The sequence below is a fragment of the Acidovorax sp. PRC11 genome (assembly GCF_031844105.1).
In the GTDB taxonomy this organism is placed as follows: domain Bacteria; phylum Pseudomonadota; class Gammaproteobacteria; order Burkholderiales; family Burkholderiaceae_C; genus Paracidovorax.
The window spans coordinates 323,657-335,512 of sequence record NZ_JAUZUQ010000003.1; the positions used below are offsets into that span (position 1 = coordinate 323,657).

The 11,856-nt window shown below is 66.3% G+C and carries 12 protein-coding genes; 1 reads left to right on the forward strand and 11 read right to left on the reverse strand.

The annotated features are described in order from the left end of the window. Positions 1–10 precede the first annotated feature (10 nt). The 10 genes from Q9R47_RS05375 to Q9R47_RS05420 all read right to left on the reverse strand — a co-directional run bounded on the left by Q9R47_RS05375 (position 11) and on the right by Q9R47_RS05420 (position 10,303). Positions 11–400, reverse strand: coding sequence for a MerR family transcriptional regulator (locus Q9R47_RS05375; protein ID WP_311232175.1), 390 nt, complete (start codon positions 398–400; stop codon positions 11–13). A gap of 132 nt (positions 401–532) precedes the next feature. Further along, positions 533–898 (reverse strand): integration host factor subunit alpha, encoded by a 366-nt coding sequence (locus Q9R47_RS05380; protein ID WP_311232176.1) that lies wholly within the window; start codon positions 896–898, stop codon positions 533–535. A gap of 2 nt (positions 899–900) precedes the next feature. Further along, a complete protein-coding gene (gene pheT, locus Q9R47_RS05385; protein ID WP_311232177.1) occupies positions 901–3,345 on the reverse strand; it encodes a phenylalanine--tRNA ligase subunit beta in 2,445 nt (814 codons plus the stop codon). Between the two features lie 82 nt (positions 3,346–3,427). Next, positions 3,428–4,480 carry a phenylalanine--tRNA ligase subunit alpha gene (gene pheS / locus Q9R47_RS05390; RefSeq protein ID WP_311232178.1) on the reverse strand — a complete coding sequence of 351 codons (1,053 nt, stop codon included), beginning with the start codon at positions 4,478–4,480 and terminating at the stop codon, positions 3,428–3,430. Between the two features lie 112 nt (positions 4,481–4,592). Next, the gene (gene rplT / locus Q9R47_RS05395) at positions 4,593–4,955 is read right to left on the reverse strand and encodes a 50S ribosomal protein L20 (protein ID WP_011795945.1); all 363 of its coding nucleotides are present in this window, start codon (positions 4,953–4,955) and stop codon (positions 4,593–4,595) included. Positions 4,956–4,981: 26 nt separating this feature from the next. Further along, positions 4,982–5,185, reverse strand: coding sequence for a 50S ribosomal protein L35 (rpmI, locus tag Q9R47_RS05400; protein WP_008904041.1), 204 nt, complete (start codon positions 5,183–5,185; stop codon positions 4,982–4,984). A gap of 179 nt (positions 5,186–5,364) precedes the next feature. Continuing rightward, complete coding sequence (gene infC, locus Q9R47_RS05405; protein WP_311232222.1) at positions 5,365–5,961, reverse strand: translation initiation factor IF-3; 597 nt, start codon at positions 5,959–5,961, stop codon at positions 5,365–5,367. A gap of 93 nt (positions 5,962–6,054) precedes the next feature. After that, positions 6,055–7,974, reverse strand: a complete 1,920-nt coding sequence (gene thrS, locus Q9R47_RS05410) for a threonine--tRNA ligase (protein WP_311232179.1) — start codon at positions 7,972–7,974, stop codon at positions 6,055–6,057. Between the two features lie 324 nt (positions 7,975–8,298). Beyond that, the gene (aceA, locus tag Q9R47_RS05415) at positions 8,299–9,618 is read right to left on the reverse strand and encodes an isocitrate lyase (RefSeq protein WP_311232180.1); all 1,320 of its coding nucleotides are present in this window, start codon (positions 9,616–9,618) and stop codon (positions 8,299–8,301) included. A gap of 250 nt (positions 9,619–9,868) precedes the next feature. Beyond that, positions 9,869–10,303: a gamma-glutamylcyclotransferase family protein gene (locus tag Q9R47_RS05420; protein ID WP_311232181.1), complete on the reverse strand. Its 435-nt coding sequence runs from the start codon at positions 10,301–10,303 to the stop codon at positions 9,869–9,871. A gap of 64 nt (positions 10,304–10,367) precedes the next feature. On the opposite strand from Q9R47_RS05420, the gene Q9R47_RS05425 reads away from it, so the two are divergent. Further along, on the forward strand, positions 10,368–11,309 hold the full coding sequence (locus Q9R47_RS05425) for a DMT family transporter (RefSeq protein WP_311232182.1): 942 nt from the start codon (positions 10,368–10,370) through the stop codon (positions 11,307–11,309). Between the two features lie 9 nt (positions 11,310–11,318). Here the strand turns inward: Q9R47_RS05425 and Q9R47_RS05430 are convergent, their stop codons facing one another. Further along, on the reverse strand, positions 11,319–11,810 hold the full coding sequence (locus Q9R47_RS05430) for an Lrp/AsnC family transcriptional regulator (RefSeq protein WP_311232183.1): 492 nt from the start codon (positions 11,808–11,810) through the stop codon (positions 11,319–11,321). Between the last annotated feature and the right edge of the window lie 46 nt (positions 11,811–11,856).

Below are 11,856 nucleotides of genomic sequence, written 5' to 3' on the forward strand. Positions count from 1 at the left end.
GGGCAAAAAATCAGTGCTCGGACAAAAGTGCACGAATTTTCAATAATTCTTCGCGCAGGCCGTGCAGCGCGGGCACGGCCGGAGGTTCCGCCACCTCGGCGCCCTCTTCCTGCGGCCCCGGTTCGCCGGCCTGCAGGCCGCCGCCCCCCGTTTCCTGCAGCCGGTTGCGCGCCCCGCTGATCGTGAACCCCTGCTCGTACAGCAGCTCGCGTATCCGCCGGATCATCAGCACCTCGTGGTGCTGGTAGTAGCGCCGGTTGCCCCGCCGCTTCATGGGTCGCAGCTGGGTGAACTCCTGCTCCCAGTAGCGCAGCACGTGCGGCTTCACGCCGCACAGCTCCGCGACCTCACCGATCGTGAAATACCTTTTCGCGGGAATGGGGGGAAGCGGCGTGCCCATGGGACGGACCAGGAAAAATGCAGACGGCGGAAAGCGTACTGCAGGGTTGTCGAGCGCGCCAGCGTTGCCGGACGCGTCCAGGACGATCGGCAGGCGATGGTGCGGCCGCCCGCATCATCGCATCCCTTCCTTTCAGGAAGCTGCCGTTCCTCCGGTCTGGATCTGCTCCTTGAGCTTGCTGCTCGCGTGGAAGGTGACCACGCGCCGCGCCTGGATCGGGATCGCCTCGCCGGTGCGCGGGTTGCGCCCCGGCCGCGGCGCCTTGGTGCGGATCTGGAAGTTCCCGAAACCAGAGATCTTCACGTCCTGCCCGTCCACCAGCCGCTGCGCGATCAGGTCGAAGAACGCGTCGATCATGTCCTTGGACTCGCGTTTGTTCAGGCCGATCTGGTCGAACAGCAGTTCGGCGAGCTGCGCCTTGGTGAGCGCGGGCGTCTCCAGGCTCTCCACGGCGAGTTCCATCATGTCCGCCCCCTTGGAAGTGTTGGTCAAGGTCATCGTCACCGCAGCCTCGCTCCCAGTTGCTGCTGCAGCTGCTGCAGCACCGCCTGCACCGATTCGTCGATCTCCGCCTCGGTCAGCGTCGCCGTGCCGTCGCCGAAGGTCAGCCGCACCGCGAAGCTCTTCTCGCCGGGCGCGAAGCCTCCGACCACGGCCTCGGCGTCGTCCTTGCCGCGCTTGGGGCGGAACACGTCGAACAGCACCGCGGAGCGCAGGCGCTCGGCGGGCAGCGCGGCCTGGGCCACGCGCATGACGTCCGCATGCGTCGTCTGCTCGGACACCACCACTGCGATGTCGCGGTCCACCATCTGCTGCCGGCCCACGGGCGCGAAGCGCGGCACGTCGCGCTCCAGCACGGCGTCCAGTTCCAGTTCGAACAGCACCGGGGCCTGCGGCAGGTCCCACTGCTGGCGCCACTGCGGATGCAGCTCGCCCACGAAGCCGATGCTGCGGCCTTCCAGCAGCACTTCAGCGCAGCGGCCGGGATGCATCGCGGGGTGCGAGGCGGGTGCGAACACCGCGCGCCGCGGGGCGAGCAGCGCTTCCACGTCGCCCTTGGCGTCGAAGAAGTCCACCGCTTCGTCCTTGCGCGCCCACTGCAGCGCATCCGCCGCGCCGTAGGCCGCGCCGGCCACCCGCATCGGCTGGCGGAAGCCGGCCACCGTGGTGTCGGAGTCGGCGATGCCGGCATCGCGCAGGAACACCCGGCCCAGCTCGAACACGCGCACGCGCGGCGCCTTGCGGTCGAGGTTGAATTTCAGCACCTGCAGGAGCGAGCCCAGCAGCGACGAGCGCATCACGCCCATCTGGCTCGCGATGGGATTCAGCAGGCGGATCGGATCGGGGTTGCCGGCCAGCTCGCGCTCCCAGCGTTCCTCGACGAAGCTGAAGTTGATCGTTTCCTGATAGCCCAGGGCCGCCAGTTCGCGGCGCACCGCGAACGCGCTGCGCCGCGCCTCCTTGCGCAGCTTGGGCGTGATGGGAGCGAGCGGCGGCGTTTCGGGCAACTGGTTGTAGCCCACCATGCGCACCACTTCCTCGATCAGGTCTTCCTCGATCGCGATGTCGAAGCGGTACGACGGCGGTACCACCGTCAGGCGGCCCTCCCCGGCCTCGGCCGGCAGTCCCAGCTTGCGCAGCGCATCGGCGCACTGCTGCAGCGACAACGGCATGCCGATCACCTTGGCGGCGCGGTCCACCCGCAGGGTCACGGGCTGGGGCACGGGCACGTTCACGCGCTGGTCGTCGACCGGGCCGCACACGGTCTCGGGCGTGCCGCAGATCTCCAGCACCAGCTGCGTGATGCGCTCGATGTGTTCCACGGTGCCTTCCGGGTCCACGCCGCGCTCGAAGCGGTGGCCCGCATCGGTCGAGAAATTGAAGCGTCGCGACCGGCCGGCGACGGCCTTGGGCCACCAGAAGGCGGCCTCGATGTAGACGTGGCGCGTGTCGTCCGACACCGCCGTGGCATCGCCGCCCATGATGCCCGCGAGCGACTCCACCTGGCTGTCGTCGGCGATCACGCCGACCTGGCCGTCGAGCGCCACCGTGGAGCCGTTCAGCAGCTTGAGCGACTCGCCCTCGCGCGCCCAGCGCACGTCGAGGCCGCCGTGGATCTTCTCCAGATCGAAGATGTGCGACGGGCGGCCCAGTTCGAACATCACGTAGTTGGAGATGTCCACCAGCGGCGACACGCCGCGCTGCCCGCAGCGCGCGAGCCGGTCGAGCATCCAGCGCGGGGTCGTGGCCTTCGCGTCGATGTGGCGCACGATGCGGCCCGAGAACCGGCCGCAGAGGTCAGGGGCGCCGATCTTCACCGGCAGCACGTCGCCGATGCCCGTGCCCACCGGGGGGAACGCGGGCTCGCGCAGCGGCGCGCCAGTGAGGGCCGCCACTTCGCGTGCGACGCCGTACACGCTCAGCGCATGCGCCAGGTTGGGCGTGAGCTTGAGCGTGAACAGCGTGTCGTCGAGCGCGAGGTATTCGCGGATGTCCTGGCCCAGCGGGGCGTCCGCGGGCAGTTCGAACAGGCCTTCGTGGTCTTCGGAGAGCTTCAGTTCGCGGGCCGAGCACAGCATACCCTGGCTTTCCACGCCGCGCAGCTTGCCGACCTTGATGGCGAAGGGCTTGCCGTCCTCGCCCGGGGGCAGCAGCGCGCCCACCGTGGCGCAGGGCACCTTGATGCCCACGCGCGCGTTCGCTGCGCCGCAGACGATGTTCAGCAGCGCGGGCTGGCCGACGTCCACCTGGCAGACGCGCAGGCGGTCGGCATTGGGATGCTGCACCGCCTCCTTGATTTCGCCCACCACCACGCCGTGGAACGGGGGCGCCACCGGGGAGAGCTCCTCCACCTCGAGGCCTGCCATGGTGAGGGTTTCGGCCAGCTCTGCCGTGGTCAGGGGCGGGTTGCAGAATTCGCGCAGCCAGGATTCAGGAAATTGCATAGTCGGTTCAAAAGAGGCGGCCGGCATCGCCGCGCACCCCGAAAGGGGGCCGCGGCGACGGAATCAATGGGGGGTGCAGCGTTTACTGGAACTGCGACAGGAAGCGGATGTCGCCGTCGAAGAACAGCCGGAGGTCGTTGACCCCGTAGCGCAGCATCGTCAGGCGGTCGGGGCCCATGCCGAAGGCGAAGCCGATGTACTTCTCCGGGTCCAGCCCCATGTTGCGCACCACGTTCGGATGCACCTGGCCGGAGCCCGCCACTTCGAGCCAGCGGCCGGCGAGCGGCCCGTCCTGGAACTGGATGTCGATCTCGGCGCTCGGCTCGGTGAACGGGAAGAAGCTCGGGCGGAAGCGCAGCACCAGGTCGTCGCTCTCGAAGAACGTGCGGCAGAAGGCGGTGAACACGACCTTCAGGTCCTTGAAGCTGACGTTCTCGCCGATCCACAGGCCTTCGCACTGGTGGAACATCGGCGAATGGGTGGCGTCGCTGTCCACGCGGTAGGTGCGGCCCGGCGCGATCACGCGGATCTCGGGCATCGCCTGGCCGGCGTCGAGCAGCGCGCGGTGCCTCTTCACGTGCTGCACCGCATGGCGGATCTGCATCGGGCTGGTGTGCGTGCGCAGCAGCAGCGGCGCGGCCTCGGCGCCGCCCTCGACGTAGAACGTGTCGTGCATCGAACGCGCGGGATGGTCTTCCGGCGTGTTGAGCGCGGTGAAGTTGAACCAGTCGGTTTCGATTTCCGGGCCTTCGGCCACGTCGAAGCCCATGGAGCCGAAGATGCCCTCGATGCGCTCGAGCGTGAGCGAGACGGGATGCAGTCCGCCCTGCCCCCGCTGGCGGCCGGGCAGCGTGACGTCCAGCGCCTCGGCCTGCAGTTGCGCCTGCAGCTCGGCATCCGCCAGCGCCTGGCGGCGGTCATTGAGGGCCTGCTCGATGGCCTGCTTCGCGACGTTCACCGCGGCGCCGCGCGACTTCTTCTCCTCGACGGAAAGCTTGGCCAGCCCCTTCAGGAGTTCCGTCACCTTGCCGGACTTGCCGAGGAACTGGGCCTTGGCGTTTTCAAGGTCTGCAGGCGTGCCCGCTTCCGCGAACATCCGGCGTGCGGCATCTACCAGGGAATCCAGCTCGTTCATACCCACTCTCTGTCGTCTTGAGAAATAAACAAGGGCTAGCGCCTTTTCAAGCCCTAGCCCTTGCTGTTGTTACGCAGGCAGCCCTCCGGACGGACGGCTGCCGATCGCGAGATCAAGCGGCGGCCAGCTTGGCCTTGACTTGCTCCACGATGCTGCCGAAGGCAGCCTTGTCGTGCACCGCGAGGTCGGCCAGCATCTTGCGGTCGATCTCGATGGCTGCCTTCTTCAGGCCGTTCGTGAACTGGCTGTAGGTCAGGCCCAGTTCGCGGGAAGCGGCGTTGATACGGGCGATCCACAGTTGGCGGAACACGCGCTTCTTGGTACGGCGGTCACGGTAGGCGTATTGGCCTGCCTTCATCACCGCCTGCTTGGCGATGCGGAAGACGTTGCCGCGGCGGCCGCGGAAACCCTTGGAGAGGGCCAGGACTTTCTTGTGACGGGCGCGTGCCGTTACACCACGTTTGACGCGAGGCATGTGTGTACTCCTTGTTCGTCAGTGAATTAAACGCCCATGCCGGGCAGCATCTGTGAAATCGAGCCCATGTTGGTCTCGTGCACAGCAACCGCACCACGCAGATGGCGCTTGTTCTTGGTGGTCTTCTTGGTCAAGATGTGACGTTTGAAGGCTTGACCGCGCTTGACGGTGCCACCGGGACGAACGCGGAAACGCTTTTTCGCGCTGCTCTTGGTCTTCATTTTGGGCATTTCAATGCTCCTTTTTGTCGTGCTCGCGAGGCGTTTGCAGACCCATCCGCAAACTTGCAGGCCCCGAGCCACTTCTTGTGCGGCACCCCATGGGATGCCGCGGCAGGGTCATGAGACCCTTGCCATGCCCCGGAAGCACTCGCGTGCTCCCAGGAACATTCCTTCAAGGCAGGCCACCATCAGGTGGAGGCTGCCGCCCCTTCCGTTGCCGGCTTCGCGGCAGGCTTGCGCTTGCCGGGAGCGATCATCATGATCATCTGCCGCCCTTCGAGCTTCGGGAACTGCTCGATCAGGATGGTGTCGCCCAGGTCATCGCGGATGCGGTTGAGCAGGGCCAGGCCGATTTCCTGGTGGGTGATTTCCCGACCGCGGAAGCGCAGCGTGATCTTGCACTTGTCGCCTTCCGCGAGGAAGCGGCGGATGTTGCGCAGCTTGATGTTGTAGTCGCCATCGTCCGTGCCCGGACGGAACTTGACTTCCTTGATTTCGATGACCGTCTGCTTGGCCTTGGCCTCTGCCGCGCGCTTCTGCTCTTGGTACTTGAACTTTCCATAGTCCACAAGGCGGCACACGGGAGGGTTGGCCGTAGCGGCAATCTCCACCAGGTCCACATCCAGCTCGCCCGCCATGCGGAGGGCTTCCATGAGGCTGACCACCCCGAGCGGCTCGTTCTCCGGGCCCGACAGGCGGACCTCGGGAGCCATGATTTCACGGTTCAGGCGGTGCTTGCGCTCCTCGCGCTGGCGACGATCACGAAATTCAGTAGCGATGGCTATGTCCTTCAATCAAGATGCTACGAAAAATGTAGCTGAAAAGCCGCGGCAGGAGAGGCACCGCAGCGTTCGTCGTTGGCATGTGCCGACGGTTCATCACGCTTTGGTGGCGATGTCCTGCGAGATCAGGGAGATGAAGGCCTCCAGAGGCATCACCCCCAGGTCACGGTTACCACGGGCTCGCACTGCAACGGTGCCGGCCGCCTTCTCCTTGTCGCCGGCGACGAGGATATAGGGCAGCTTTTGCAACGAATGCTCCCGTATTTTATACGTAATCTTTTCGTTACGCAGATCGAGCTCCACCCTAAGGCCTTGATTCGGCAAAGCTTTTTGCAGCTTTTCGGCGATTTCGCGACAGTAATCGTCCTGTGCGCCGGTAATGTTGAGCACGGCGACCTGCACCGGGGCGAGCCAGACCGGCAGTGCGCCGGCATGCTGTTCGATCAGGATGCCGATGAAACGTTCCAGGCTGCCGACGATCGCGCGGTGCAGCACGATCGGCCGGTGGCGCTGGCCGTCCTCGCCGACGTACTCGGCCCCCAGGCGCTCCGGCATGGACGGGTCGACCTGGATCGTGCCGCACTGCCAGTGCCGGCCGATCGCGTCGCGCAGCGTGTATTCGAGCTTCGGGCCGTAGAAGGCACCGTCGCCGACGGCGATCTGGTATTCGCAGCCCGAGGCCTTCAGGCTCTCGATGAGCGCGTTCTCGGCCTTGTCCCAGCTTTCTTCCGAGCCGATGCGCTTTTCGGGGCGCGTGGCGACCTTGTAGATGATGTCGGTGAAGCCGAAATCCTTGTAGACCTTCTGCAGCAGCGCCGTGAAGTTGATGCACTCCTGCTGAATCTGGTCTTCGGTGCAGAAGATGTGCCCGTCGTCCTGCGTGAAGGCGCGCACGCGCATGATGCCGTGCAGGCCGCCCGTGGGCTCGTTGCGGTGGCACTGGCCGAACTCGCCGTAGCGCAGCGGCAGGTCGCGGTAGCTCTTCACGCCCTGGTTGAAGATCAGGATGTGGCCGGGGCAGTTCATCGGCTTGAGCGCGTAGTCGTGCTTCTCGCTCTCGGTCGTGAACATGTTCTCGCGGTACTTGTCCCAGTGGCCGGTCTTCTCCCACAGGTGCTTGTCGAGGATCTGCGGGCCCTTCACCTCCTGGTAGCCGTTGTCGCGGTACACCTGGCGCATGTACTGCTCCACGCCCTGCCAGATCGTCCAGCCCTTCGGGTGCCAGAACACCGTGCCGGGCGAATGCTCGTCGATGTGGAACAGGTCCAGCTCGCGGCCGAGACGGCGGTGGTCGCGCTTCTCGGCTTCCTCGATGCGCTTGACGTACGCCTCCAGGTCCTTCTTGTCGGCCCAGGCGGTGCCGTAGATACGCTGCAGCTGCTCGTTCTTGGCGTCGCCGCGCCAGTAGGCGCCCGAGACGCGCGTGAGCTTGAACACCTTCAGGAAGCGCGTGTTCGGCACGTGCGGGCCGCGGCACATGTCCACGTATTCCTGGTGGTAGTAGAGGCCCATGGCCTTCTCTTCGGGCATGTCCTCGACGAGGCGCAGCTTGTAGTCCTCGCCGCGTGCGCGGAAGACGTCGATCACCTCGTCGCGCGGCGTCATCTTCTTGACGACGTCGTAGTCCTGGGCGATGAGCTCCTTCATGCGCTGCTCGATCGCCGAGAGGTCGTCGGGCGTGAACGGGCGCTCGTAGGCAATGTCGTAGTAGAAGCCCTCGTCGATCACCGGGCCGATCACCATCTTCGCCGTCGGGTAGAGCTGCTTGACGGCATGGCCCACCAGGTGGGCGCAGGAGTGGCGGATGATCTCGACGCCGTCCTGGTCGCGCGGCGTGATGATCTGCAGGCGCGCGTCGTGGTCGATCACGTCGCTGGCGTCCACGAGGCGGCCGTCCACCTTGCCCGCCACCGTCATCTTGGCCAGGCCTGGCCCGATGGACTGGGCCACGTCGGCCACCGTGACGGGGCCGGGATATTCGCGTTGGGAATTGTCGGGGAGCGTGATCCGGATCATGTGCGGGTGCCTCGGTAAGACAGGGGAATGCGCGGGAGCGGCGAAAGAGCGGACGAAAAAAAACGCGGAACGATGTCCGCGCTTTTCTTCGGGGTGCAGGCGACAGGGGAAGTGACGTGCAGGCGCGAACGGACAGCCTTTAACGGCTGGTGGAGGAGGTCTCCGTAGTTCGCGGTGTCATAACCGTCATGCCTTTCTCGCCCTTGCTGGTGATGGATGGGGCCATTCTACCCTCTCCGGCCGCCAGCCGTGCCGCGGCCCGCCTGCCCGGCACGACCGGCGGAAGGGCCCCAGGCCTTCCCGCCGGCTGCCGCATGGGGCGGATCAGTGGAACTGCTCTTCCTCGGTGGAGCCGGTGAGCGCCGTGACGCTCGACTTGCCGCCCTGGATCACGGTGGTGACGTCGTCGAAGTAGCCGGTGCCGACTTCCTGCTGGTGCGACACGAAGGTATAGCCGCGCTCGCGGGCCGCGAACTCGGGCTCCTGCACCTTCTCGACATAGGCGGACATGCCGCGCTTCACGTAGTCCTGCGCCAGGTCGAACATGTTGAACCACATGCTGTGGATGCCGGCCAGCGTGATGAACTGGTACTTGTAGCCCATGGCGCCCAGCTCGCGCTGGAACTTGGCGATGGTGGCGTCGTCGAGGTTCTTCTTCCAGTTGAAGGACGGCGAGCAGTTGTAGGCGAGCAGCTTGCCCGGGTGCTTGGCGTGCACGGCCTCGGCGAACTTCTTGGCGAACTCCAGGTCCGGCGTGCCGGTTTCGCACCAGACGAGGTCGGCGTATTCGGCGTATGCCACGGCGCGGCTGATGGCCTGGTCGATGCCCTTGCGGGTCTTGTAGAAGCCTTCGGCGGTGCGCTCGCCCGTCAGGAAGGGCTTGTCGTTCTCGTCGTAGTCGCTGGTGATGAGGTCGGCGGCTTCGGCGTCGGTGCGGGCGATCACCAGCGTGGGCACGCCGTACACGTCGGCGGCCATGCGGGCGGCGATCAGCTTCTGCACCGCTTCCTGCGTGGGCACCAGCACCTTGCCGCCCATGTGGCCGCACTTCTTGACCGAGGCGAGCTGGTCTTCGAAGTGGACGCCGCCGGCACCGGCGCGGATCATCGCCTTCATGAGTTCATAGGCGTTCAGCACGCCGCCGAAACCGGCTTCGGCATCGGCCACGATCGGCGCGTGGTAGTCGACGAAGCCCGCATCGCCGGGGTTCACGCCCTTGGACCACTGGATCTCGTCGGCGCGGGTGAAGCTGTTGTTGATGCGCTCCACGACCTTCGGCACCGAGTCCACCGGGTAGAGCGACTGGTCGGGGTACATGGCGGCGTACTCGTTGTTGTCGGCGGCCACCTGCCAGCCCGAGAGGTAGATCGCCTTGATGCCGGCCTTGACCTGCTGCATCGCCTGGCCGCCGGTGAGCGCGCCGAGGCAGTTCACGTAGGGCTCGTTGTTCACGAGATTCCAGAGCTTCTCGGCGCCCCGGCGGGCCAGCGTGTGCTCCACCTGGAACGAGCCGCGCAGCCGCACCACGTCGGCCGCGGAGTAGCCGCGCTTGATCCCCTTCCAGCGGGGGTTCTGTGCCCAGTCTTTTTCCAGGGCGGCGATTTGCTGTTCACGGCTCAGTTGCTCATTGAAGGTTTGGGGCATGGTCATCTCCAGGGAAGTGGGTGAAAACGCAGGGCGGTTTCTTGCCGCCCTTGGAGACAACTGTAGGTCTTGTAGAAGACTTTGCCAAGCTCTTATGTCTTATATAAGACATAAATTTTTCTGAGCTTTATCAACAACTTAGCGATCGCATTTCGCATCGAGAAAACGACTTTCTCATATCGAGAAATTTTGCGGCGGCGCAGCAATCGCATATTTCGGGATGTGAAAAGGGAATTTCATCTGCGAAATTTCAGCCCGGCCGGTGCGCCATCCAGTCGCCGTGCAGCAGGCGCGGCGCACCGCGCAGGAAGGCCGGAGCGATCTCATACACCAGGCAGGAGAGCCGTGCGCCGGTCTCCTTCAGCTCCAGCGACACCTCGCGCTTGACGTACTCGCCGGAGGGTTCCGGCCAGATCTCCTCGATCTCGTCGAGGCGCCGCTCGAGCGCCGGCGTGATGGCGTACACCTCTCCGAGCACCGGCACGCGCCCGTCCCCTTGCGCATCGGGGCCCGTGAGCGCGATGCCCGGATAGGCGCCCAGGTCGTAGAGCACGCCGGGCACGGCCGCGGTACCGATCGGGACGGGCGGCGGCACGAGGCGGGTGATGTCGTTGGCACCGCCGCGGCGGAGGGTTCCATAGACGAATACGTGGCGCACGGAATCGGCGTGCAGTGGCTCAGGCATGATGTGTCGTCCTCGTTTCTTGACCGTGTCGGCCGCAGTCTATCGGCCGGCGCGGTGCGTCCGCATGCCCAGCCGTCCCGTCGCCTATCTCTGCCTCGCGCTCAGCATGACCCTGGTGGGCAGCTACGTCGCGCTCTCCAAACCGCTGTCGCAGGCCCTGCCCCTTTTCCTGCTCGCGTGGCTGCGTTTCGGCATCGGCGGGATGGGCATGCTGTCGTGGCTGCGCAAACCGGCGTCGGAGCCACCGATGACGCCCCAGGTGAAGCGCCTGGTGTTCCTGGAGTCGTTCCTCGGCAACTTCCTGTTCACGCTGTGCATGATCTCCGGCGTCGGGCTGACCAGCGCGGTCACCGCGGGCGTCACCATGGCGGGCATTCCGGCGGCCGTGGCGGTGATGAGCTGGTTCTTCCTCAAGGAGCAGGTGCCGCGCCGCACCTGGGCGGCCGTCGTGCTGGCGGTGGCCGGCATCGCGCTGTTCGCGGTGGCCCAGCCGGGCTCCGCGGCGCACGGCGGCACGACCGGGACTGGCGGCGCGCATCCGCAGGGCCTGGCCTGGCTGGGGCAGTTGCTGCTGATCGGCGCCGTGCTCTGCGAGGCCGCCTATTCCGTGATCGGCAAGAAGCTCACCGGCACGCTGGGGCCGCGCCGCATCACCGCGCTGATCAACCTGTGGGGCTTCGTCCTGGCCACGCCGCTGGGCCTCTACACGGCGCTGCAGTTCGACTTCGCGGCGGTACGGCCCGGCATGTGGCTGCTGCTGGTCTTCTATGCGCTGGCGGCGAGCGTATGGACGGTGTGGCTCTGGATGACGGGACTGAAGGCCGTGCCGGCCGCGCAGGGCGGCGTGTTCACGGTGCTGCTGCCGGTGAGCGCCGCGCTCGTCGGGGTGCTGGTGCTGGGCGAGCGCTTCACGGGGCTGCAACTGGTGGCCTTCGGGATCGCCATCGCCAGCGTGGTGCTGGCCACGCTGCCGGTGCGGGGGCTACGCGCGCGCCCTGCGGGGTGAGCGTTCTGGTCAGCGGCCGGTCACCTTGCGGATGGGAGGCTTGATGCTGTCCCGGCGCGCGGGCAGCAGGGGCGCATCCTCGCGCACCGCGTTCAGGACGATGCAGGTGGAGGTTTCCGCCAGCAGGCAGAAGGCGGTGACGACGGCGTCGAGGTGGCTCACATCGATCACGGCGATCTCCAGGATCCAGCTGTCGTCGCCCGTCACGTTGTAGGCATTGCGCACCTCGGGCGTCTTCTCGACGAGCTGGACCACGCGCGCATACTCCGTGCGCCCGACCCGGATGATCGCGCGGATGCCATAGCCCAGGGCCGCGGGGTCCACCCGCGCTCCGTAGCCGCGGATGATGCCTGCGGCTTCGAGCTTGCGCACGCGCTCGGTGACGGCGGGCTGGCTGAGGTGCACGCGGCGGCCGAGTTCGGCCATGGTGATGCGCCCGTCCTGCTGCAGCGCGGCGAGGATGCGGGCATCGTAGGCATCGATTTCAGGATTTTCGGTCACCGCGGCATTTGGCCATGAAAACCCCGGCCGCGCAGCCCGATTACCG